Origin of the sequence: Corynebacterium stercoris, assembly GCF_024160105.1 — a bacterium.
GTDB classification, from domain to species: domain Bacteria; phylum Actinomycetota; class Actinomycetes; order Mycobacteriales; family Mycobacteriaceae; genus Corynebacterium; species Corynebacterium stercoris.
In genome coordinates this window covers 1-22,172 of record NZ_JAMFTQ010000018.1, presented here as the reverse complement: position 1 = coordinate 22,172, position 22,172 = coordinate 1, and the positions used below count along the sequence as shown (strand labels likewise).

Genomic DNA, 22,172 nt, shown 5'->3' with positions numbered 1-22,172 from the left:
CGTAAACAACTCTGAAGGGCTTTGAAAATGAAGCAGAAGACCCACAAGGGCACCGCGAAGCGCATCAAGGTCAACGGTGCAGGCAAGCTGCGTCGCGAGCAGGCCGGTAAGCGCCACCTCAACGAGAAGCTCTCGTCCAAGCGTCGCCGCAAGCTCTCCGGCACCACCGACGTTGCTCCGGCTGACGTCAAGCGCGCGAAGCGCCTCCTCGGCATGTCCTAAGCACTGCCTGATCCCTACAAACCTAGAACGATAAGGAAGTAAAGACTCATGGCACGTGTCAAGCGTTCAGTCAACGCCAAGAAGAAGCGCCGCGCGATTCTGAAGTCCGCGAAGGGCTACCGCGGCCAGCGCTCCCGCCTGTACCGCAAGGCCAAGGAGCAGTGGCTGCACTCCCAGACCTACGCGTACCGCGACCGCCGCAAGCGCAAGAGCGAGTTCCGCAAACTGTGGATCCAGCGCATCAACGCTGCTGCCCGCATGAACGACATCACCTACAACCGCCTCATCCACGGCCTGAAGCTGGCTGAGGTCGAGGTGGACCGCAAGATCCTCGCCGATCTCGCCGTCAACGACTTCGCAGCGTTCTCCGCGCTGTGCGAGGTTGCAAAGAACGCCCTCCCGGAGGACGTCAACGCACCGGTCGCCGCTGCGTAAGCCTTAGCTTTCCGCTTTTCGACGCCCCGTTTCTAACCTTCTCGGTTGGGAGCGGGGCGTTGTTGTTGTCTCGGCGCGGTCTGTTACTGGCGGGCCGGATGAATCCAACGAAGATCGGGAAAGTTTCGGTAATCCTCATCGAAGGAAGCCAGAGAAGCTCCGTGCTCGATTGCGAGAGCAGCAAGATGGGCATCCGTGACGAGGTTTCCGGTCGCGCCGGAGCGGACGGTCAGACTTCTGAGGATGCCCGCGTGACGCTCTCCGGCCGACGGCACCCAGGTATTAGGATGTTCTAACCAAGCTTGGATAATGTCAGAGGCTTGAGTCGGGTCCAGCGGGGAGCGATAGATCCGGGAATGGGTGGTAATTCGCTGGAATGCGATGAGGCTGACCCAGGGCAATCCCACTCGTTCGGGGCCATTCATTGCATTGGTCAGCCATCGGTGCGCAACCTCGTGATGTTGAGACTCTGTGTCCACCGCGTAGATGAGGATGTTCGCGTCAATGATCACCGTAGGGTTCCTCGTTGTCGAGGAGGTCGAGGACCTCAGCGATATTTGTGCAGTCTAACTTCATTCCCATTGGGTAAGTCTTCTGAACAAATGGTTCCACCGCTGGGGTGTGTTTGAGACCTACCCGAGCGAACTCATTAATGGCTTGGCCGATGCTGACACCGCGCGCGGCCGCTTCCTCTTTGGCGGCCGCGTATACCTCACCGTCGACCCGAATCGTTAGCCTCATGAAAGCCAATCTAGCACCAGTGGTGACGCACTACAACGCATATTTTGAAATGATGTACACTCCCCACCATGCCCCTCGACTTCACGGAACCCTTCACTGAGCGCACGCCGCGCGTGGTCAACGCCGCGAAACTGAAGCGCGCCGCCGGCCGGAAGAAGGCGAAGGCGTTCCTCGCGGAAGGGGAGAACGCCGTCGAGGCCGCCGTCGCTACAGGCGCTGCCACGGACCTCTTCGTTACCGAGGAGGCTGCCGAGCGTTTCGAGGAGATCGTCCGCGCCGCTGGCTACATGGACGTGTACACCCACGCGATCACGGACAAGGCCGCCGACCACCTCGCTGATGCTGTCACCAGCACCGGCATTTTCGCCGTGTGTCGCCCAGTGCTCTGGACCGTACCCGCGATCCTCAAAGGTCGCCCCCGCCTCGTCGCGGTCTGCGTCGAGACGAACGATCCCGGCAACGCCGGCACCATCATCCGCATCGCTGACGCCGTGGGCGCCGACGCCGTCATCTTCGCCGGCGATACCGTCGACCCGGAGTCGCCCAAGGTCGTCCGCTCCACCGCCGGCTCGCTGTTCCACATCCCCGTCGCGCGCGACCGCGACGTTAGGCGCGTCATCGGTCAGCTCGGAGCATCAGGCTTGTCGACGTTCGCGACCACCATGTCCGGCGACCTCAACCTGGCCTCGCCTGGCGACGCCTTGCAGCAACCGACGGCGTGGCTCTTCGGCAACGAGGCCCACGGGCTGGACCCGGACGTGCTGGACGCCGCCGACTACCGGGTGTCCATCCCGATCCACGGCAGCGCCGAGTCCCTGAACCTGGCCACCGCCGCCGCGATCTGCCTGTGGGAGTCCTCGAAGGCCTTGACAGAGTGACCGCAGCCAATCCACCATTAGACGCATGGCGGAGATTACTGTACGAAATCTTCCAGACGATCTGGTCGACCTTTTACAAGCGGAAGCGGAACGGACAAGCTCAACTATTGCAGATGTTATCGAACTTCGTCTGCGCCAATCCCTTGTTAACAGTGAGCGCGCGGACTGGTTAGCCAAATGGAGAGAACTTGATCCGGTCCCGTACGGGTCAGAAACAATAGTTGAGTCGGTGCGAGCCGAACGGGAGTCAAGGTAGTGGTTCTGGATACTTCGGCGATGCTGGAGTTGTTGCTACGGACCGAGAAGGGTGAGAAAGTTGCAGAACTTCTAGCTTTCTCACGTGGTGACATTGACGCACCACACTTGCTTTGGACGGAATCTCTACAGGTTCTCCGACGGCGCGTTCGAGCCGGACTGCTCTCGGAAAGCAGGGCACTTCAAACAATCAACCTTCTCAGCGAGTTGAATGTGAATTTCCATCCGCATTCAGAGCTGGTTGGAGCCGTGTGGCGGCTGAAAGAAAACTTTTCCGCTTACGATGCCACTTACGTTGCATTGACAGAGAAGCTAGAAACCACTCTGGTGACCAGCGACTCAAAGCTTGCCGCGGCTCCCCAGACTCGGGTCGCGATTCGGGTGATTGACTGAACTTCCCCAGCTGTACCTGCAGACCATATCGAACTTAAATCCGTTTGAGTTAGACCCCCACCGGGTGTTATTCGCATCTGTGCGCCGAAGCGTACTGCCGACAAGCGCGGCCTCCCGTTGCCCGCGACCGCGACATTCGCCGAGTTCTCGGTCAGCTCAGGGCTTCAGGCTTATCGACGCTGGCAACAACCCCCAACGGCGCCCTCAACTTCGCCGAACCCGGCGAGCCTCTGAATACGCCCACTGCGTGGCTGTTTGGCAACGAGGCGCATGGACTGCCGGAAGACGTCCTGGCGGCCGCTGACGACACTGTCACCATTCCCATTGCGGGGTCCGCCGAGTCTTTGAACCTTTCGACGGCGGCGTCCATTTGTTTGTGGGAGTCAGCAAAAGCGTTGCGTGAAACGTGATCACCATCACATGAACATAAGGGTAGGCAAGCCTAATTGTCCGCCGTAGGGTTGGCCTCATGGGAACTAAAGGAAGTCAACCGCCACTACCGCAGAGCGACCGATCGACCAACGTTGCTTCAGGCCATTGGGTGCTCGCTCGAGCTGGGAAGCGCGTTTTACGTCCTGGTGGTTTGAAGCTGACGAATCGTTTGTTGGATGCAGCAGAACTGCAGGACAAAAGGGTGGTGGAATTCGCGCCTGGGTTGGGGCGAACTGCCGCCATCATGCTTGAACGGGGCATCGCGTCCTATGTCGGTGTAGACCAAGATGTGGATGCAGTGACACGTGTGCAGTCCGTGGTGGGATCGCGTGGCACAGTGGTCAATGCTAGTGCCGAATCCACCGGTCTTGAAAGCAATTCTGCCCAGGCGGTGGTCGGTGAGGCGATGCTGACAATGCAAGGTGAGAAAGGCAAGCGCGCAATTATTGCTGAAGCTTTCCGTTTGCTGGAGCCAGGTGGTTTGTATGCGATCCATGAGCTGGGACTTACCCCCGACACAATTGATGCAGAACTCGCTGATCAGTTGCGGAAGCGCCTAGCGAAAACGATCCGCGTGAATGCTCGCCCACTTACGCGCCGAGAATGGTGTGGGTTGTTGGAGGAGGCGGGTTTCGACATTGAATGGGTTGGAACTGAGCCGATGGCCCTACTGACAATGCGCCGCAATCTTGCAGATGAAGGTTTTGGCGGAGTTTTGCGGATTTTGCGTAACGTAGCGAGGGATAGGGATTTGCGTGACCGTGTACTGGAGATGCGTAGAACCTTTAATGAATATCGAGACAATCTCACCGGCATCGCTATCATCGCTCGAAAACCCGATGTCAGCGTGTAGAAAAAGGGAATTAGATTAAAGCACTGACCCCGGCAAAAATGGTGCTGTATATGTTGAACCGTCCTACGGCGGTCTAAAAAGGGGTAGTTGTCACGCTCCTGACCACAAACAGCTCGAGATTCGGCGTGCACCCAGAGTCCGCACCGTATAGATGTGGGGCACAACTTATCCTCCTAGGGGACAGTTGAATGCCCGCGGGTATGCTTGTGAACGTTTTGTGATGCCGCCGAAGTGGAAAGGTGCGGGTGTTCAGTGAGCATTGACAAACCCGAAATTGAACTGACCGAGGAGAACCTGAATCGGGCTGCGGACGAGGCTATCGCGGCGTTCGAAAAGGCGGCGGACCTTGCGGCGCTCGAAGACGCGCACCGCCTGCACCTCGGGGAAAAGGCCCCGATCCCGCAAGCTCGCCGGGCGCTGGGCACGCTGCCGAAGGACCAACGCAAAGATGCCGGCCGGTTTGTCAACATGGCAAGGGGACGGGCGGAGAAGGCCTACGCCCAACTGCGTGTGCAGCGGGAAACGGAGCACCGCGAGCGCCAGCTGCGCGAGGAGACCGTCGACGTCACCCTGCCTACTGCTCGCAGCCAGGCGGGCGCTATGCACCCGATCACCGCGCTTTCGGAGCAGATCGCGAACATTTTCATCGGCATGGGCTGGGAGGTCGCGGAAGGCCCCGAGGTCGAGGCGGAGTACTTCAACTTCGATGCCCTGAACTTCATCCCGGACCACCCGGCCCGCACGCTGCAGGACACCTTCTACATCGGCGAAGAAGGATCCAAGCAGGTGCTGCGCACCCACACCTCCCCGGTGCAGGTGCGCACGATGCTCGAGCGCGACGTGCCGGTCTACATCGCTTGCCCGGGCCGCGTGTTCCGCACGGATGAACTCGACGCCACCCACACGCCGGTGTTCCACCAGGTGGAAGGTCTCGCAGTGGACAAGGGCCTCTCCATGGCCCACCTCAAGGGCACGCTAGACCACCTGGCCAAGACGCTTTTCGGCCCGGAGACCAAGACCCGCATGCGCACCAACTACTTCCCGTTCACCGAGCCGAGCGCCGAGGTGGATGTCTGGTTCCCCAACAAGAAGGGCGGCGCCGGCTGGATCGAGTGGGGCGGCTGCGGCATGGTCAACCCGAACGTGCTGCGCGCGGTGGGCGTGGACCCGGAGGTTTACACAGGTTTCGCGTTCGGAATGGGCCTCGAGCGCACGTTGCAGTTCCGCAACGGCCTGACGGACATGCGCGACATGGTCGAGGGCGATGTCCGCTTCACCATTCCGTTCGGCATCCAGGCATAAGTGCAGGAGAGAGAACATGCTGATTTCGAAGAACTGGATCACCGACCTGCTCAACAACGCGAGCAACACCTTTAACCCGACCGACGAGGAGCTCGACGCCGGCTTCGTGCGCGTCGGTTTCGAGACGGAGGGCTACCAGCCGCTGCCCGAGACCACCGGCCCGCTCGTCATCGGGCGTGTGCTGGAGATCGAGGAGCTCGAGGGCTTCAAGAAGCCGATCCGCTACTGCCAGGTCGATGTCGGCCAGGCGAACGGCACCGGCGAGCCGCAGGGCATTATCTGCGGCGCCCGCAACTTCAAAGAGGGCGACACCGTCATCGTCTCGCTGCCGGGCGCAGTCCTGCCGGGCGGCTTCGCCATCGCCGCTCGCGAAACCTACGGCCACATCTCCAACGGCATGATGGCCTCCGCAGCAGAGCTCGGACTCACTGCGAAGAGCGAGGGCATTATCACGCTTTCCGACGCTTCCGTTGCAGCCGCAGGGCTCGAACCCGGCCAGGACGCGCGCGAGGTGCTCGGCTCCGACGACACCGTTTTCGACGTGAACATCACCCCGGACCGCGGTTACGCGCTGTCCGCCCGCGGCCTGGCCCGCGAGATCGCGTCGGCCTTCGACCTCACCTTCGTCGATGTGGCCGAGGACCCGGCTGTTGCTGGCGTGGACGTGAGCAAGGTGCCGTCGGCAAGCGGAAAGCTCATCGACATCGACCTGGAGCCGGACACGAAGGCGAAGCGCTTCGGCCTGCGCAAGGTGGAGGGCATTGATCCGAAGGCGCAGGCGCCGTTCTGGATGCAGCGCCTGCTCATGCTCTCCGGCATTCGCTCGGTGAACGCGGCGACGGACGTGACCAACTTTGTCATGCTGCTCACCGGCCAGCCGATGCACGCGTTCGACGCGGACAAGATCGCCGGCGGCCTGCACGTGCACAACGCGGCCGGCGGCGAGGAGTTCGAGACGCTGGATCACACCAAGCGCACCCTGCTGCCGACGGACGTGGTGATTTCCGACGACAACGGCATCCAGTCGCTCGCCGGCGTGATGGGCGGCACCACCTCCGAGATCTCGGACGAGACGATCAACGTGTACTTCGAGGCCGCGACCTGGGACGAGCTGACCGTGGCCAAGACGGCGCGCCACCACAAGCTGTCCTCGGAGGCATCGCGACGCTTCGAGCGCGGCGTGGATCCGGCCATCGTCGAGGTCTCGCTCGACATTGCCTGCGCGCTGCTTGCCGACGCAGCCGGCGGCACCATCTCGCCGGAGGCGACCATCGTGGGCGAGGTGCCGGCGCGCGAGCCTATTGAGCTGGGCGTGAACCGTCCGAGCGAGCTCATCGGCGTGGAGTACAGCGTCGAGACGATTACGAAGCGTCTCGAAGAGGTGGGGTGCCGGGTCGAATCCGGCACCGAGGCCGGGGACAGCAGCGGCACCCTGACCGTGACCCCGCCGACGTGGCGCGGCGACCTCACTGTGCCGGTTGAGCTCATCGAGGAGATTGTGCGTCTCGAGGGCCTGGACGAAATCCCGTCCGTTCTGCCGACGCCGGTGGGCGGCCGCGGCCTCAGCCCGCTGCAGCGCCGCCGCCGCGCGGTTACCCACGCGCTGGCGTACTCGGGCTACGCCGAGATCATCCCGACGCCGTTCATCAAGAACACCACTTTCGACGCTTGGGGCCTCGAGGCGGATGACCCGCGCCGCAACACCGTGAAGGTGCAGAATCCTCTGGATGCGGAGTACGGCATCCTGGCCACCACGTTGCTGCCTTCGATGCTTGAGGCGATCGGCCGCAACGTCGCGCGCGGCCGCCACGATCTCGCGATCTACTCCGTGGCGCAGACCTCGGTGAAGCGCGGCGATGTTTCCCCGCTGCCGAGTGTCGCGGCCCGCCCGGACGAGGACACTTTGCGCGAGCTCGTCGACTCCCTGCCGGAGCAGCACCTCCACGCCGCAACGGTGGCGGTGGGGCAGCAGGAGCTCGACGGACCCTTCGGCAAAGGCCGCGACTACACCTGGGCTGACGCCATCCAGTCCGCGCGGGTGGCTGCTAGCGCAGCCGGTGTCCAGCTCGATGTCGAGGCGGCGCAGCAGCTGCCGTGGCACCCGGGCCGCTGCGCGGCGCTGACTGTTCAAACCGCCGGGGTCGAGAAGATCACCGTCGGCTACGCCGGCGAGCTGCACCCCCAGGTCCTCGAGGCGCTCGAGCTGCCGGCGCGCACGTGCGCGATGGAAATCGATCTCACCGCGCTGCCGCTGGAGCAGCAGTTGCCGGCCCCGATGCTGTCCTCCTTCCCGGCGGTGAACCAGGACATCGCGCTGATTGTCGACGAGGCGGTGCCGGCGGAGGCCGTGCGCCGCACTATCGAGGCGGCTGCGGGCGAGTTGCTGGAGAGCGTGGCGCTGTTCGACGTCTACCGTTCGGAGCAGCTGGGCGAGGGCAAGAAGTCGCTCGCATTCGGTTTGGTCTTCCGTGCGGGCGATAAGACGCTCACCGAGGACGAGGCTTCGGAGGCCCGCCTCCGCGCCGCTGAGGCCGCTGCCCAGGAGCACGGCGCGACAATGCGCGGCTAACGAATAGTTTGCGGCCAAGTGCATAAACTGCTACCTTGAGCCGCATGACTATTTCCGTGGCGGTCGCCGGCGCGACCGGGTACGCGGGCGGCGAAATCCTCCGTCTCTTACTCAACCACCCGGCGTATCTCGCCGGCGACCTCGAGATCGGTGCGCTCACCGGCAACTCCAGTTCCGGTTTGCGGTTCGGCACCTTAGCCCCGCACCTGCCGCAGCTGGCGGACATGGTGGTGGAGGAAACGGACGTCGAAACGCTTGCGAAGCACGACGTGGTCTTCCTCGGCCTGCCGCACGGCTACTCCGCGGCGATCGGCGCTGCGCTGCCGCCGGAGACGCTGGTCATCGACTGTGCCGCGGATTTCCGCCTCCGCGACCCGTGGGCGTGGGAGCAGTACTACTACTCGCCGCACGCGGGCAGCTGGCCGTACGGCATCCCCGAGATGCCGGGCCACCGCGAGCAGCTGAGGAACGCCCGCCGCATCGCGGTGCCCGGTTGCTTTCCGACGGGGGCTACCCTCGCCGCCCTGCCCGCAGTCAAGGCCGGCATCGCTGAGCCGGACCTGCGCGTTGTGTCCGTGACCGGCGTGTCCGGGGCGGGGAAGAAGGCATCGGTGCCCATGCTCGGCTCGGAGACCATGGGCTCCCTGAAGGCCTACAACACCGCCGGCCGCCACCGCCACACCCCCGAGATCGCGCAGAACATCGCGGAGGTCACCAACAAGCCGGTGAACGTGAGCTTCACACCGATTCTCGCGCCGCTGCCGCGCGGCATCCTCACCACCGTCACAGCACCGATCGCCGGCAAGGTTCCGGCGGGCAAGATCGCGACCCTCGCCCGCGAGGCGTACGAAGAGGCGTACCGCGACGAGCCGTTCGTCTGGCTCCTGCCGGAGGAGACCCAGCCGCAAACCCAGAACGTGGTTGGCTCCAACATGTGCCACGTCCAAGTGGAGATCGACATGGAGGCAGGCGTGGTGCTGATGACCTCCGCTATCGACAACCTGACCAAGGGCACCGGCGGTGCCGCGGTGCAGTGCATGAACATCGCGCTCGGTCTCGAAGAGACTGCGGGCCTGCCGCGCCAGGGTGTTGCGCCCTAAGTTAAGGAGATTTACCGATGATTGGATCCGTCACCGCACCCGCCGGCTTCGCCGCCGCGGGCACCACCGCCGGCATCAAGCCCTCAGGCAAGCCGGACATGGCGCTCGTCGTCAGTGAAGGCCCCGAGTTCACCGCGGCCGGCGTGTTCACCCGCAACAAGGTGTTCGCGTCGCCGGTTAAGGTGAGCAGGGAAGTACTTGCCGACGGCACCTGCCAGGCCGTCCTGTTTAACTCCGGCAACGCCAATGCCTGCAACGGCGCGCAGGGCGATGCCGACGCGCGCGAAGCCCAGGCGCTGGCGGCGGAGCAGCTGGGCATTGACGCGAACCAGATCGCGGTGTGCTCGACCGGTCTGATCGGCGAGCTGCTGCCGATGGAGAAGATCCGCACCGGCATCGGCCAGCTCACGGCGGACCTAGGCAACGATGAAGCGCATGCCTTCGCCGCGGCCGAGGCGATCATGACCACCGACACCGTTGCCAAGGAGGCGCTGGTCACCCGCGAGGGGTGGACCGTCGGCGCGATGGGCAAGGGCGTGGGCATGATGGCGCCGTCGCTGGCGACGATGCTCGTTGTGGTCACCACGGATGCGTCGGCAAGCAAGGAAGCCCTGGACGCTGCGCTGCGCAGGGCGACGGCCGTCACCTTCGACACGCTGGACATCGACGGGTCCACCTCCACGAACGACACCGTGATCGTGCTTGCGAACGGCGCGAGCGGCGTCACCCCGAGCCAGGACGAGCTGGACGAGGCGATCCACGCCGTGTGCGCGGACCTCGCAGCCCAAATGCAGGCGGATGCGGAGGGCGTGACCAAGCGCGTCACCATCACCGTGACCGGCACCGAGGATGACGCGCAGGCGCTCAACGCCGCGCGCACGATCGGCCGCGACAACCTGTTCAAGTGCGCGATGTTCGGCTCCGACCCGAACTGGGGCCGCACGCTCGCGGCCGTCGGCATGGCGGACGCGGCGATGGACCCGGAGAACATCACCGTTAGCTTCAACGGCCAGCCCGTCTGCGTGGCCTCCGCGGGCGCCCCGGGCGCGCGCGACGTGGACCTCTCGGGCGCAGACATTGCCGTCGAGGTGGATCTGGGCACCGGCGGGCCGGGCACGGCCACCGTGCGCACCACCGATCTCTCCCACGCGTACGTGGAGATCAACTCCGCGTACAGCACCTAAACCAGGACGTAGACCAGAAAGAATCCAGCATGGATGTAGAAGCGTTCAGCAGCAGCCTGAGCAACGAGGCCCGCGCCCACGTGCTCGCAGAGGCGCTGCCGTGGCTGCAGCACTACCGCGACAAGATCGTCGTGGTGAAGTACGGCGGCAACGCCATGATCGACGAGGACTTGAAGGCCGCGTTCGCAGCCGACATGGTCTTTTTGCGCACTGTCGGCGCGAAGCCGGTGGTGGTGCACGGCGGCGGTCCGCAGATTTCGGCCATGATGAAGCGGCTCGGCCTCGACGGCGGCGAATTTGTCGGCGGCTTCCGCGTGACCACGCCCGAGATCCTCGACGTGGTGCGCATGGTGCTCTTCGGCCAGGTGGGCCGCGACCTGCTGGGCAAGATCAACTCCCACGGCCCCTACGCCGTGGGCACCTCCGGCGAGGACGCCGGCCTGTTCACGGCCGAGAAGCGCTACGTCGAGGTTGACGGCGAGCAGCTGGACATCGGCCTGGTAGGCACGATCACCGACGTGAACCCCTCGGCCGTCATGGACATCATCGAGGCCGGCCGCATCCCGGTCGTCTCCGGCATCGCCCCCGGCGCGGACGGCAACGTGTACAACATCAACGCCGATGAGGCCGCCGGCGCGCTCGCCGCCGCCATCGGTGCGGAGCGCCTCGTGGTGCTCACCAACGTCGAGGGCCTGTACACGGACTGGCCGGACAAGGATTCGCTCCTGTCCAAGATCGAGGTCGGCGAGCTGGAGAAGATGATGCCGAGCCTGGACAGCGGCATGATCCCGAAGATGGAAGCCTGCCTTACCGCGGTCAAGGGCGGCGTCCGCGCGGCGCACGTCATCGACGGCCGCATCGCCCACTCCGTGCTGCTCGAGCTGCTCACCATGGGCGGCATCGGCACCATGGTGCTTCCTGACGCCTACGACCTCGCGCACTACCCGGACGGCACCGTGTTCAGGAAGGACGAGGCGAAGTGAGCGAGATCCTCACCGGCTGGCACGCAGGTCTGATGAATAATTACGGCCCGCCCCAGGTCGCGCTCGTCTCCGGGGAGGGGGCAGTGCTTACCGACGACGCGGGCAACGAGTACATCGACATGCTCGCCGGCATTGCCGTCAACGCGCTCGGCCACGCTCACCCGGCGATCGTGGAAGCGGTGACCCGCCAGGTGTCCACACTCGGGCACGTGTCCAACCTCTTCGCGTCCGAGCCGGTGGTCAAGGTAGCGGGTGAGTTGGTGCGCCGCTTTGGCGACGAGAGCGCACGGGTGTTCTTCTGCAACTCGGGCGCTGAGGCAAACGAGGCCGCGTTCAAGCTCGCACGCTTGACCGGCCGCGGCCGCATCCTCGCCGCCCAGGACGGTTTCCACGGCCGCACGATGGGATCCCTCGCGCTAACCGGCCAGCCCGCGAAGCGCAAGGCGTTCGAGCCGCTGCCGTCCGGCGTGGAGTACTACCCGTACGGTGACATCGACTACCTGCGCCAGCTGGTAGAGATCAACCCGTCCGACGTCGCCGCCATCTTCCTGGAGCCGATCCAGGGAGAAACCGGTGTCATTCCGGCACCGGAAGGCTTCCTTGCCGCAGTACGCGAGCTCTGCGATGCCCACGGCATCCTCATGGTTGTCGACGAGGTGCAGACCGGGGTGGGCCGCACCGGCACCTTCTTCGCCTTCCAGCACGACCTGCCGGAGGGCGTGCGCCCGGACATCGTCACCATGGCGAAGGGCCTCGGCGGCGGCTTACCGATCGGCGCGGCTCTGGCCACAGGCAAGGTCGCCGAGACGCTCACCCCGGGTTCGCACGGCACCACGTTCGGCGGCAACCCCGTCGCCTGCGCCGCCGCCGGGGCGGTGCTTGCCACTATCGACGACGAATTCCTCGCGGATGTCGCCCGCAAGGGCAGCGCGTTCGTCGAGCAGCTGCAGCGCATCGACGGCGTGGTCGAAGTGCGCGGCCGCGGGCTGATGCTCGGCGCGGTGCTGAAGGACCCGGTGGCCAAGCAGACTGTGGCGGCAGGTCTCACGCACGGGGTCATTCTGAACGCGCCGTCGGAAAGCGTCGTGCGCTTCACCCCGCCGCTGGTGATCATCGACGACGACTTGACCGAAGCGGCCACACGCTTCGCGGCGGCGCTGGACACCGCCCGACACACGACGAACGAAGAGAAGGAGTAACCGATGCCACGGCACTTTCTTGCCGACGACGATCTGACACCAGCCGAGCAGGCCGAGGTGCTCGAGCTGGCCGCGGCCATGAAGCGCGAGCCGTATGCGCGCCGCCCGCTCGAGGGCCCCCAGTCGGTGGCGGTGCTTTTCGACAAAACGTCGACACGCACCCGCTTCTCCTTCGACGCGGGCATCGCGCAGCTCGGCGGGCACGCGATTGTCACCGAGACCGGCAACTCTCAGATGGGCAAGGGCGAGACCTACCAGGACACCGGAGCAGTGCTCTCGCGCTACGTCTCCGCCATTGTGTGGCGCACCTACGCGCACCAGAACCTGCTGGACATGGCCGAGACCGCCACGGTGCCGATCGTGAACGCGCTGTCGGACGACCTGCACCCGTGCCAGATCCTGGCTGACCTGCAAACAATCGTCGAGAATTGCTGCCCCGAGGAGGGGCCGGCGGGCCTGCGCGGGAAGCGCGCCGTGTACCTCGGCGACGGCGACAACAACATGGCGAACTCCTACATGATCGGGTTCGCCACCGCCGGCATGGACACCGCGATCATCGCGCCGGAGGGTTTCCTGCCGCGCGAGGAGTTCGTCGAGCGGGCGCGCCGCCGCGCTGCCGAGACCGGCGCGGCCGTGACCGTGACGTCCGACCTCGCCGCCGTGGAGGGTGCGGACGTGGTGATCACCGACACCTGGGTGTCCATGGGCATGGAGGGCGACGGCAAGGACCGCCGCACCCCGTTCATGCCGTACCAGGTCACCCAGGAGGTCATGGATGCCGCCGGCGAGGGCGCGATCTTCCTGCACTGCCTGCCGGCGTACCGCGGCAGCGAAGTCACCGCCGAGGTCATCGACGGCCCCGCCTCCCGTGTCTTCGACGAGGCGGAGAACCGCCTCCACGCCCAGAAAGCGCTGCTGGCCTGGCTGCTGGAGCACCAGCGATGACCCAGCCCGTCTCCCGCACTGCGCGCCAAGCCCGCATCCTGGACATCCTCGCCTCGACGCGGGTGATGTCCCAGGTGCAGCTCTCCGAGCTGCTGCTGGAGGAGGGCATCGACATCACCCAGGCGACCCTGTCGCGCGACCTAGACGAGCTCGGGGCGCGCAAGGTGCGGCCGCTGGAGGGCGGCCGCGCGTTCTACACCGTGGGATCCGACAGGGAGGTGCTCGGCGAGGTGCAAACCGGTCCGCGCGAGAAGCTCGCGCGCATGATCGATGAGCTCGTGGTCTCCGTCGACTATTCGTACGGCACCGCCGTGCTGCGCACCCCGCCGGGTGCCGCCCAGTACCTCGCCAGCTACATCGACCGCGTCGGCCTCGACCCCGTCGTCGGTTGCATTGCCGGCGACGACACCGTCTTCGTCCTCGCGCGCGAACCGCTCACGGGCGAGGATCTCGCGCTGCAGCTCTTCGGCAACGCCCCGCGCAAGCGCGACTAGCCCCACGCACTATCCTCAAAGGTCGAACCAAAACTTCTCAAAGGAGCTTCTACTTATGTCCAACCGCGTTGTACTCGCGTACTCCGGAGGCCTCGACACCTCTGTGGCCATTCCTTACCTCGGCGAGATGCTCGAGGGCGACGTCATCGCCGTGGCCCTCGACCTCGGCCAGGGCGGGGAAGACATGGAGTCCGTGCGCCAGCGCGCGCTCGACTGCGGCGCCGCAGAGGCCATCGTCATCGATGCCAAGGACGAGTTCGCTAACGAGTACTGCCTGCCCACCATCAAGGCGAACGGCATGTACCAAGGTGAGTACCCGCTGGTCTCCGCAATTTCCCGCCCGCTAATTGTCAAGCACCTGGTGAAGGCCGCCCAGGATTTCGGCGGCACCCACGTCGCTCACGGCTGCACCGGCAAGGGCAACGACCAGGTTCGCTTCGAGGTCGGCTTCCTCAACCAGGACCCGGACCTGGAGATTGTCGCGCCGGCGCGCGACTACGCCTGGACCCGCGACAAGGCCATCGAGTACGCCGAGGGCAAGGACCTGCCGATCGAGCAGTCCGCCGCATCCCCGTTCTCCATCGACCAGAACGTGTGGGGCCGCGCGGTTGAGACCGGCTTCCTCGAGGACCTGTGGAACCCGCCGACCAAGGACCTGTACTCCTACACTGAGGACCCGGCGCTGGGTAACGCACCGGACGAGGTCATCATCTCCTTCGAGGGTGGCAAGCCGGTGGCAATCGACGGCCGCCAGGTGACCGTGCTCGAGGCCATCGAAGAGCTCAACCGCCGCGCCGGCGCCCAGGGCATCGGCCGCCTCGACATGGTGGAGGACCGCCTTGTGGGCATCAAGTCCCGCGAGGTGTACGAGGCACCGGGCGCAATCACCCTGATCACCGCACACAAGGCGCTGGAGGACGTGACCGTCGAGCGCGAGCTGGCCCGCTACAAGCGCCTCGTCGACGCCCGCTGGGCCGAGGAGGTCTACGACGGCCTCTGGTTCGCGCCGCTGAAGCGCTCCCTGGACGCGTTCATCGAGTCCACCCAGGAGTACGTGACCGGCGACATCCGCATGGAGCTGCACAACGGCAAGGCCACCGTGAACGGCCGCCGTTCCAACCACTCCCTGTACGACTTCAACCTGGCCACCTACGACACGGGCGACACCTTCGACCAGACCCTGGCTAAGGGCTTCGTGCGCCTGCACGGCCTGTCCTCCCAGATCGCGAACAAGCGCGACCGCGCATCTGCCGCCGCGCAGGAGAAGTAGGCATGGAGCAGCACGGAACCAACGAGGGTGCCCTCTGGGGCGGACGCTTCTCCGGCGGCCCCTCCGAGGCGATGTTCGCGCTTAGCGTGTCCACCCACTTCGACTGGGTGCTGGCACCGTACGACGTGCTGGCCTCCACGGCGCACGCCAAGGTGCTCAACAGGGCAGGGCTGCTTTCCGACGCTGATTTGCAGACCATGCTGGCCGGCCTCGAGCAACTGGGCAAGGACGTAGCCGACGGCACCTTCGCGCCGCTGCCCACGGACGAGGACGTGCACGGCGCCATGGAGCGCGGCCTGATCGACCGCGTCGGCCCCGAGGTGGGCGGGCGCTTGCGCGCCGGCCGCTCCCGCAACGACCAGGTCGCGGCGATGTTCCGCATGTGGCTGCGCGACGCGGTGCGCGGTGTGGCTCTCGATGTCGCTGACCTGGTCGACGCCATCGTCGTCCAAGCGGAGGCGCACCCGGATGCCATCATGCCGGGCAAGACGCACTTCCAGGCCGCGCAGCCGATCCTGCTCGCGCACTCCCTGCTGGCGCACGCCCAGCCGCTGCTCCGCGACCTCGAGCGCATCCAGGACCTGGATAAGCGCCTCGCAGTTTCGCCGTACGGCTCCGGCGCGCTCGCAGGATCGTCCCTGCAGCTCGACCCGGAGGCGATCGCCGAGGAGCTCGGCTTCGATTCTGCGGCCGACAACTCGCTCGACGGCACCGCGTCGCGCGACTTCGCGGCCGAGGCCGCGTACGTGCTGGCCCAGATCGCGGTTGATCTCTCCCGTTTCGCGGAGGAGATCATTGCGTGGTCCACGCCGGAGTTCGGCTACGTTACGCTGCACGACGCGTGGTCCACCGGCTCGTCGATCATGCCGCAGAAGAAGAACCCGGACGTGGCTGAGCTGGCCCGCGGCAAGTCCGGGCGCTTGATCGGCAACCTCGCCGGCCTGTTGGCCACGCTCAAGGCCCAGCCGCTCGCGTACAACCGCGACCTGCAGGAGGACAAGGAGCCGGTCATCGATTCTGTGGCCCAGCTGCGCATCGTGCTGCCGGCGTTCACCGGTCTCGTATCCACGCTGGTATTCCATGAGGATCGCATGCGCGAGCTCGCCCCGGCGGGCTACACGCTGGCGACCGACCTCGCCGAGTGGATGGTGCGCCAGGGCGTGCCGTTCCGCGAGGCCCACGAAGCTTCCGGCGCCTGCGTCCGCATCGCGGAAAGCAGGGGAGTGGGGCTCGACGAGCTGACGGATGAGGAGCTGGCAAGCGTCGATACGCGCCTGAAGCCCGAGGTGCGGCAGGTGCTGACGGTGGACGGTGCGGTGGCCTCGCGCGCAACGCGGGGCGGCACGGCGCGCCCGCGCGTTGAGGAGCAGCGCGAGCGCTTGGCGCGGGCGAACGCCGAGTACCGCGCGTGGGCGGAGGCACCGGTGCGGAGTTAAACCGCAGCGCCGTAAGTCTGGTCACTCTACGATGGCCGTATGAGTGTTCCCAGCAGTGCGTCGAGCACGTCGAACGGCACCAAGCGCGGTGGTCGCGGACTGACCATCCTGCTTGGTGTCGTTTTGCTGTGCGTGGTCGCCGCGGCAGTCATTCTTGGGCGGGGCGGTTTCGGCGGAGCCGGCGGCAGTGGCGAACAAGCTGACGGTCCCCGCGGCTTCGGCAAACCCGGCGTCACCCAAGTCCAGGGCGTGATCGGTTCCGAGAAGCGCGGGTACTTCGAGGACCCGGATGTGGTCAAGCGTCTCGAGGAGCTCGGCTACCGGGTGAGCTTCTCCACGGCCGGTTCGCGCCAGATCGCCACCGGCATCGACATCGCGGCGCAGGACTTCGTCTTTCCGTCCTCCGCTCCGGCTACGCAGAAGGTGCGCGAGCAGGTCTCCGGCGCGAACGCGGAGTTCCCGTTCTTCTCCCCGATGGCGGTGGCCAGCTGGCAGACCATCGCGGACATCCTCGTCGAGCAAGGTGTGGTCACCGAGAACAACGGCTCCTACGTCCTTGACGTGGCGAAGTACGTGGACCTCGCGCAGTCCGGCACCCGTTGGCGCGAGCTTTCCGACGCCTTCCCGTCGCCCCGCAACGTGCAGATCCGTTCCACGGATATCCGCACCTCGAACTCCGCAGCGATGTACCTGAGCATTTTGGCCTGGGAATTCCAGCAGCGCGACCCGGCCCGCGCTGACGATGTTGGCTACCTCGTGGAGGAGATTTCGCCGTTCTTCACCGGCCAGGGCTACTCGGAATCTTCCTCCTCCGGCCCGTTCAGCGAATACCTTAGCCAGGGCATGGGTGCCGCCCCGATGGTCATGGTGTACGAGGCGCAGTACATCGGCGAGCAGATGAGCCCGACATCGCGCATCCGCGACGACATGGTGCTGTTCCAGCTCAGCCCCACCGTGCTAGCCAACCACGGCATCGTCGGCATCTCGCCGGAGGGCAAAGAGCTGGCCCGTCTGCTCACCACCGACCCCGAGCTTCAGCAACTCGCGGCGCGCCACGGCTTCCGCCCGGCGACATCGGGCTCGCTTGCTGACGAAATGGCAATGCAAGGCCTCCAGCCGCCGGCCGACTACGTCAACTCCATCGACCCGCCGAACTACGACCGGCTTGAGCAGCTCATCGACGGCGTGGGCATGCGTTACGGCACCCTCGCCCCGCAGCCGAAGCACGAGGAGGAGGAACAGTGAAGAAACTCTGGGCGGCCGTGATGGCCATGCTCGCCACCCTCGCGCTGGCGGGCTGTTCGACGCAAACGATCGGCAGCGGCTCGGTGTCGTCGCAAAGCAAAGGCTCCGGAGCGGACCTGCGCATCGTCGCCGCGACCGAGCTCAAGGACCTGCAGGGGCTCATCGCGCAGGCATCGGAAGACCTCGGCTTCGGCATCGAGCTCGAGTTCCCCGCAGGCACCCTGGAGAACTCGCAGGCGCTCAAGCGCGGCGAGTTCGACGGCGAGGTGGACGCAACCTGGTTCGCCACCAACCGCTACGTGAACTTGATCGGGGCCTCTGCCAAGCTTGCCGACGAAACGAAGATCGCCACCAGCCCCGTCGCCTTCGGCGTGTGGGACGAGGCGGCGCGGCGGCTCGGCTGGGACACCCAGCAGCCGACGTGGACCGATTTCGCGAAGGCCGCAGAGGCCGGCGAGTTCACCTTCGGCATGACCAACCCCTCTTCCTCCAACTCCGGCTTCTCCGCGCTCGTCGCGGTGGCGACAGCTCTTGCCGACACCGGCGAGGCGCTCTCCCCGGGGGACCTGGAGAAGGTCAGCCCGACGCTGCAGCAACTCTTCCAGGCGCAGGCAATGGTTTCCGGCTCCTCCGGCTGGCTCGCAGAGGCGTTCGTCGCCGACCCGACCCGCGCCGACGCCATCGTGAACTACGAATCGACGCTGCACCAGCTGCGCGAGCAGGGCAACCCGATTCAGGTCGTGGTGCCTGCCGACGGCGTCATTTCCGCCGACTACCCGCTGTCCACCCTCGCTGAGCCCGCGAACCCAGAGGCCGCGCAGCACGTCCGCGAGCTCGCCGACTGGCTGATGGACCACCAGGAGGAGATCGCGAGCACGTTCCGCCGCCCGGTCACCCAGGTAGGCAACCTGCCGTCGGAACTAGCGAATCAGCAGGTCATCGAGCTCCCGTTCCCGGCTAATCAGGGCGTGGTGGATGAGCTGCTCTACGCCTACGACAACAGCTACCGCGCACCGGGCTCGACAACGTTCATCCTGGACACCTCCGGCTCCATGAGTGGCCAGCGCATCGAGTCGCTGCGCAGCATCATGCACTCGCTCGTAGACGGCTCCGCTTCGACGCTGACCGGCGATGTCTCCCTGCGCGACCGCGAGAAGGTGACGCTCTGGTCCTTCGACGACCAGCCCAATGAGCCGGTCACTTCGGTGGTGGACCGCAACAACCCGGAGAGTCTGCAGGTGCTCACCGACTACGTGGACGGCCTCGAGGCGAGCGGATCGACGGCGATGTACCGAACGCTGCTTGATGCGCTGGCCTACGCAGACACGTCGGCAGGCATCCCGTCCATCGTCGTGTTCAGTGACGGCGAGGATAACGTCGGCCCGCCAATGCGGGACCTCAAGTACGTCTACGCCGAGTACCCGGAGGACAAACGCCGCATTCCGGTGTTCGTCATCCTCTACGGCAGCGCGAACGCAAGCGAAATGCGCGAGCTGGCCGCCATGACCGGCGGCAAGGTATTTGACGCGCTCGGAGGCGACCTCGAAGCAGCATTCAAGGAGATCCGTGGCTACCAGTAACCAGGGCGCCGGCGGCGGCAACGCCTTCGCAAACTTCCTCGTCTCCCGCCGCAACCAGGTCGGTTTGCTGCTCGCGATCATCGTGGTCGCGCTGCACCTCGCGTTCGGCCTGGGGTATTTGTGGCCGCTGGCTACCGCGGCCGCGTACGGCGCCGGCGTCGCGCTGACCCCGCCGCCGAAGCAGCAGGCACTGCCTCCGGCCCCGGTCACCCCCACGCCGGTCATCCTCGGGCAGGCTCTGCAGGAAACGTCGTCACGCCTGTTCAACGCCGGCTCGCCGACGCCGGTACTCGCACAAGTCAAAGAGCTGGAATCGAACGCCCGCTTCGTCCTCTCCGAGTGGGACCATCTCGAGCCGACACCGGAGCACCGCCAGACGATGTGGAACATCATCAAGGTGTACTACCCGGAAGTCACCGCGACGTACCTCGATGCGCCGCAGTTCCGCGACAAGTCCGCGGTGAACGTGATGGTGGATTCGCTTTCGACCCTTACTGAGGCTGTCGGGCGGATCAAGAACGGCGTGCTGCAGGACAACCTTCGCGCGATGGACTCGCAGGCGCAGTTCCTGCGCAACGAGTTCGGCGCGCTGCCGGGTCTTGACACCAGCTACCCAGAGGCGGATCGTTAGGTGCGGCGGGTAGGATTCGACGGCATGAGCCTTGATCCCCGGTTGCTGGAAATCCTCGTCTGCCCGCAGGACAAGGGGACCCTGCGGTATGACGAAGCGGCGCAGCTGCTCATCAACGAGCGTCTCGGTGTCGCCTACCGCATCGACGACGGCATCCCGGTCCTGCTTATCGACGAAGCTCAGCCCTACCCGGCACCCGCCGACTAGCCGAAAGCTGTCGAAAGCCCCCCACCCGCACAATCTGACCTCCGAAAGAGCGTGAACTTTCCATGACTTCCCCCGCCAATATCGTCGACGAGCTGGAATGGCGCGGCCTGATCAACCAGTCGACCGACCTCGACTCGCTGCGCGACGCAACCGAGGCGCCGATCACGCTCTACTGCGGTTTCGACCCCACCGGCCCGTCCTTGCACGCCGGCCACCTTGTGCCGCTGCTCATGCTGCGCCGCTTCCAGCTCGCCGGCCACCGCCCGATCGTGCTCGCCGGCGGCGCGACCGGCATGATCGGCGACCCGCGCGACGTGGGGGAGCGCACCCTCAACTCCGAGGACACCGTCGCAGACTGGGCGCAGCGCATCTCCGGCCAGCTGTCGCGCTTCGTCTCCTTCGAGGGCGACAACGCCGCGCTGCTGGTCAACAACTACGACTGGACCAAGGACCTCTCCGCCATCCAGCTGCTGCGCGACCTGGGCAAGCACTTCTCCCTGTCCACCATGCTGGGCCGCGAGACGGTGAAGCGCCGCTTGGAGTCTGACGGCATCTCCTACACCGAGTTCTCCTACATGATCCTGCAGGCGAACGACTTCGTGCAGTTGCGCCGCAACCACGACTGCATCCTGCAGATCGGCGGCGGCGACCAGTGGGGCAACCTCATCGCGGGTGTGGATCTCAACCGCAGGATGGACGGTGCTTCCGTTCACGCACTGACGGTACCGCTGGTGACGGACTCCGAGGGCAAGAAGTTCGGCAAGTCCACTGGCGGCGGCTCCTTGTGGCTCGATCCGGAAATGACCAGCCCGTACACCTGGTACCAGTACTTCCTGAACACCGCAGATGCAGACGTGGTTCGCTACCTTCGCTGGTTCACCTTCCTGGACCAAGAAGAGCTCGCCGCCCTAGAAACTGAGGTTGCGGAACGTCCGTTCAAGCGCGAGGCCCAGCGTCGCCTTGCACAGGAGATGACGGACCTCGTCCACGGGCGTGAGGCACGCGAGGCGGCCGAGCTCGCCGCCCAGGCTCTCTTCGGCAAGGCCGAGCTTGAGGACCTCGACGAGCGCACCCTCGCCGCGGCTGTTTCCGAAACCAGCGTCTTCGAGACCCCGGCCGCGGAACCCGCCGGCATCCTCGATCTTCTCGTCGGTTCAGGCCTCGTCGACTCGAAGGGCGCCGCCCGCCGCGCGATCAAGGAAGGCGGCATCTACGCCAACAACCAGCGCGTGGACTCCGACGAATGGACTCCCGCCGAGAGCGACTTCCTCCACGGCGCGTGGCTAGTCTTGCGCCGCGGCAAGAAGAACTTCGCCGGCATCAAGCGCGTCTAGAACCACGCTTTTCGACGCCAGCTATCAGCCCAATAGCGATCGTTGACCTGCAAAGTTTGCGTTCTGTTCACCTCGCTGTCTAGAGTGTGCAACACGCTCTTCGGAGCGACGACATATTCAAGTTCATATCCAGTCGGAATAGCCGCGGCGAGACCGGGTTGACACGATTGAGAGGCGTGAGTAATGTCGTACAAGCCGCTTCAGAGGCCGAGACAAAGTTTCGGCTGGCGAGTGTGCGTGTGTTGTTTGAGAACTCGATAGTGTGCCAATGCATTTTTTGTTTGTGGTTGGTTGTGTGCCTGTGGCATTGGCTGCACCCTGGTTTTTGGGGTGTGGTTGGTGTGTGCCGGTGGTGGTGTCTTGAATCCATTGATGGGGATGCCATTGTTGGTGTGGTTCATGATTGATTCGCATCATTTTTTGCAAGTTTTTTGGCCAGCCCCATGTTTTTCCTCGTCGGATGGTGGGGTTGGTTGTTTGCAGT

Annotated in this window: 22 protein-coding genes and 1 pseudogene; 21 read left to right on the top strand and 2 right to left on the bottom strand. The window is 65.2% G+C overall.

Features of this window, described 5'->3' with window-relative positions:
- The first annotated feature begins 27 nt into the window (after positions 1-27).
- Both rpmI and rplT read left to right on the top strand, forming a co-directional pair.
- The gene (gene rpmI / locus M5J20_RS10260; RefSeq protein WP_234948832.1) at positions 28-222 is read left to right on the top strand and encodes a 50S ribosomal protein L35; all 195 of its coding nucleotides are present in this window, start codon (positions 28-30) and stop codon (positions 220-222) included.
- Positions 223-270: 48 nt separating this feature from the next.
- The gene (gene rplT, locus M5J20_RS10255; protein WP_253579273.1) at positions 271-657 is read left to right on the top strand and encodes a 50S ribosomal protein L20; all 387 of its coding nucleotides are present in this window, start codon (positions 271-273) and stop codon (positions 655-657) included.
- Between the two features lie 83 nt (positions 658-740).
- On the opposite strand, the gene M5J20_RS10250 is transcribed toward rplT, so the two are convergent.
- Together M5J20_RS10250 and M5J20_RS10245 are read right to left on the bottom strand one after the other, a co-directional pair.
- A complete protein-coding gene (locus M5J20_RS10250; RefSeq protein WP_253579270.1) occupies positions 741-1,169 on the bottom strand; it encodes a type II toxin-antitoxin system VapC family toxin in 429 nt (142 codons plus the stop codon).
- Positions 1,159-1,398: a hypothetical protein gene (locus M5J20_RS10245; protein ID WP_253579268.1), complete on the bottom strand. Its 240-nt coding sequence runs from the start codon at positions 1,396-1,398 to the stop codon at positions 1,159-1,161. Before M5J20_RS10245 ends, M5J20_RS10250 begins: the two co-directional genes overlap by 11 nt.
- 68 nt (positions 1,399-1,466) lie before the next feature.
- On the opposite strand from M5J20_RS10245, the gene M5J20_RS10240 reads away from it, so the two are divergent.
- The 19 genes and pseudogenes from M5J20_RS10240 (at position 1,467) to tyrS (ending at position 21,688) form a co-directional block, all read left to right on the top strand.
- Positions 1,467-2,276, top strand: coding sequence for a TrmH family RNA methyltransferase (locus tag M5J20_RS10240; RefSeq protein ID WP_253579266.1), 810 nt, complete (start codon positions 1,467-1,469; stop codon positions 2,274-2,276).
- A 255-nt stretch (positions 2,277-2,531) separates the two neighbouring features.
- The gene (locus tag M5J20_RS10235; RefSeq protein ID WP_253579264.1) at positions 2,532-2,924 is read left to right on the top strand and encodes a type II toxin-antitoxin system VapC family toxin; all 393 of its coding nucleotides are present in this window, start codon (positions 2,532-2,534) and stop codon (positions 2,922-2,924) included.
- 113 nt (positions 2,925-3,037) lie between these two features.
- A pseudogene (locus M5J20_RS10230) lies at positions 3,038-3,334 on the top strand (TrmH family RNA methyltransferase); the annotation flags it as partial.
- A 59-nt stretch (positions 3,335-3,393) separates the two neighbouring features.
- Positions 3,394-4,209: a class I SAM-dependent methyltransferase gene (locus tag M5J20_RS10225; RefSeq protein ID WP_253579262.1), complete on the top strand. Its 816-nt coding sequence runs from the start codon at positions 3,394-3,396 to the stop codon at positions 4,207-4,209.
- A 252-nt stretch (positions 4,210-4,461) separates the two neighbouring features.
- Positions 4,462-5,511, top strand: a complete 1,050-nt coding sequence (gene pheS / locus M5J20_RS10220; RefSeq protein ID WP_253579260.1) for a phenylalanine--tRNA ligase subunit alpha — start codon at positions 4,462-4,464, stop codon at positions 5,509-5,511.
- 16 nt (positions 5,512-5,527) lie between these two features.
- Complete coding sequence (gene pheT / locus M5J20_RS10215) at positions 5,528-8,080, top strand: phenylalanine--tRNA ligase subunit beta (protein ID WP_253579258.1); 2,553 nt, start codon at positions 5,528-5,530, stop codon at positions 8,078-8,080.
- A 44-nt stretch (positions 8,081-8,124) separates the two neighbouring features.
- Positions 8,125-9,180 (top strand): N-acetyl-gamma-glutamyl-phosphate reductase, encoded by a 1,056-nt coding sequence (argC, locus tag M5J20_RS10210; protein WP_253579256.1) that lies wholly within the window; start codon positions 8,125-8,127, stop codon positions 9,178-9,180.
- Positions 9,181-9,197: 17 nt separating this feature from the next.
- Complete coding sequence (gene argJ, locus M5J20_RS10205) at positions 9,198-10,364, top strand: bifunctional glutamate N-acetyltransferase/amino-acid acetyltransferase ArgJ (RefSeq protein WP_253579254.1); 1,167 nt, start codon at positions 9,198-9,200, stop codon at positions 10,362-10,364.
- Between the two features lie 29 nt (positions 10,365-10,393).
- Complete coding sequence (argB, locus tag M5J20_RS10200; protein ID WP_253579253.1) at positions 10,394-11,347, top strand: acetylglutamate kinase; 954 nt, start codon at positions 10,394-10,396, stop codon at positions 11,345-11,347.
- A gap of 32 nt (positions 11,348-11,379) precedes the next feature.
- Positions 11,380-12,546, top strand: coding sequence for an acetylornithine transaminase (locus M5J20_RS10195; RefSeq protein ID WP_253579302.1), 1,167 nt, complete (start codon positions 11,380-11,382; stop codon positions 12,544-12,546).
- A 3-nt stretch (positions 12,547-12,549) separates the two neighbouring features.
- Positions 12,550-13,491 carry an ornithine carbamoyltransferase gene (gene argF / locus M5J20_RS10190; protein WP_253579251.1) on the top strand — a complete coding sequence of 314 codons (942 nt, stop codon included), beginning with the start codon at positions 12,550-12,552 and terminating at the stop codon, positions 13,489-13,491.
- Entirely contained in the window at positions 13,488-13,985 is a 498-nt protein-coding gene (locus M5J20_RS10185; protein ID WP_253579249.1) for an arginine repressor, read from the top strand. The genes argF and M5J20_RS10185 overlap by 4 nt, the downstream gene beginning before the upstream one ends.
- A gap of 55 nt (positions 13,986-14,040) precedes the next feature.
- Positions 14,041-15,255 (top strand): argininosuccinate synthase, encoded by a 1,215-nt coding sequence (locus tag M5J20_RS10180; protein ID WP_253579247.1) that lies wholly within the window; start codon positions 14,041-14,043, stop codon positions 15,253-15,255.
- 2 nt (positions 15,256-15,257) lie between these two features.
- Positions 15,258-16,691: an argininosuccinate lyase gene (gene argH / locus M5J20_RS10175; protein ID WP_253579245.1), complete on the top strand. Its 1,434-nt coding sequence runs from the start codon at positions 15,258-15,260 to the stop codon at positions 16,689-16,691.
- A 39-nt stretch (positions 16,692-16,730) separates the two neighbouring features.
- A complete protein-coding gene (locus M5J20_RS10170; RefSeq protein ID WP_253579243.1) occupies positions 16,731-17,936 on the top strand; it encodes a hypothetical protein in 1,206 nt (401 codons plus the stop codon).
- Complete coding sequence (locus M5J20_RS10165) at positions 17,933-19,516, top strand: vWA domain-containing protein (protein ID WP_253579241.1); 1,584 nt, start codon at positions 17,933-17,935, stop codon at positions 19,514-19,516. The genes M5J20_RS10170 and M5J20_RS10165 overlap by 4 nt, the downstream gene beginning before the upstream one ends.
- Positions 19,503-20,147, top strand: coding sequence for a hypothetical protein (locus M5J20_RS10160; RefSeq protein ID WP_253579239.1), 645 nt, complete (start codon positions 19,503-19,505; stop codon positions 20,145-20,147). The genes M5J20_RS10165 and M5J20_RS10160 overlap by 14 nt, the downstream gene beginning before the upstream one ends.
- 24 nt (positions 20,148-20,171) lie before the next feature.
- Positions 20,172-20,354 carry a Trm112 family protein gene (locus M5J20_RS10155; protein WP_253579238.1) on the top strand — a complete coding sequence of 61 codons (183 nt, stop codon included), beginning with the start codon at positions 20,172-20,174 and terminating at the stop codon, positions 20,352-20,354.
- Between the two features lie 62 nt (positions 20,355-20,416).
- Positions 20,417-21,688 (top strand): tyrosine--tRNA ligase, encoded by a 1,272-nt coding sequence (tyrS, locus tag M5J20_RS10150; RefSeq protein ID WP_253579236.1) that lies wholly within the window; start codon positions 20,417-20,419, stop codon positions 21,686-21,688.
- The last annotated feature ends 484 nt before the right edge of the window (positions 21,689-22,172 follow it).

Excerpts from the sequence above, each read along its gene's own strand:
- rpmI (WP_234948832.1), top strand. The coding sequence starts at position 28 with ATGAAGCAGAAGACCCACAAGGGCACCGCGAAGCGCATCAAGGTCAAC.
- rplT (WP_253579273.1), top strand. The coding sequence starts at position 271 with ATGGCACGTGTCAAGCGTTCAGTCAACGCCAAGAAGAAGCGCCGCGCG.
- M5J20_RS10245 (WP_253579268.1), bottom strand. The coding sequence starts at position 1,398 with ATGAGGCTAACGATTCGGGTCGACGGTGAGGTATACGCGGCCGCCAAA.
- M5J20_RS10240 (WP_253579266.1), top strand. The coding sequence starts at position 1,467 with ATGCCCCTCGACTTCACGGAACCCTTCACTGAGCGCACGCCGCGCGTG.
- M5J20_RS10225 (WP_253579262.1), top strand. The coding sequence starts at position 3,394 with ATGGGAACTAAAGGAAGTCAACCGCCACTACCGCAGAGCGACCGATCG.
- pheT (WP_253579258.1), top strand. The coding sequence starts at position 5,528 with ATGCTGATTTCGAAGAACTGGATCACCGACCTGCTCAACAACGCGAGC.
- argC (WP_253579256.1), top strand. The coding sequence starts at position 8,125 with ATGACTATTTCCGTGGCGGTCGCCGGCGCGACCGGGTACGCGGGCGGC.
- argJ (WP_253579254.1), top strand. The coding sequence starts at position 9,198 with ATGATTGGATCCGTCACCGCACCCGCCGGCTTCGCCGCCGCGGGCACC.
- argB (WP_253579253.1), top strand. The coding sequence starts at position 10,394 with ATGGATGTAGAAGCGTTCAGCAGCAGCCTGAGCAACGAGGCCCGCGCC.
- M5J20_RS10195 (WP_253579302.1), top strand. The coding sequence starts at position 11,380 with ATGAATAATTACGGCCCGCCCCAGGTCGCGCTCGTCTCCGGGGAGGGG.
- argF (WP_253579251.1), top strand. The coding sequence starts at position 12,550 with ATGCCACGGCACTTTCTTGCCGACGACGATCTGACACCAGCCGAGCAG.
- M5J20_RS10185 (WP_253579249.1), top strand. The coding sequence starts at position 13,488 with ATGACCCAGCCCGTCTCCCGCACTGCGCGCCAAGCCCGCATCCTGGAC.
- M5J20_RS10180 (WP_253579247.1), top strand. The coding sequence starts at position 14,041 with ATGTCCAACCGCGTTGTACTCGCGTACTCCGGAGGCCTCGACACCTCT.
- argH (WP_253579245.1), top strand. The coding sequence starts at position 15,258 with ATGGAGCAGCACGGAACCAACGAGGGTGCCCTCTGGGGCGGACGCTTC.
- M5J20_RS10170 (WP_253579243.1), top strand. The coding sequence starts at position 16,731 with ATGAGTGTTCCCAGCAGTGCGTCGAGCACGTCGAACGGCACCAAGCGC.
- M5J20_RS10155 (WP_253579238.1), top strand. The coding sequence starts at position 20,172 with ATGAGCCTTGATCCCCGGTTGCTGGAAATCCTCGTCTGCCCGCAGGAC.
- tyrS (WP_253579236.1), top strand. The coding sequence starts at position 20,417 with ATGACTTCCCCCGCCAATATCGTCGACGAGCTGGAATGGCGCGGCCTG.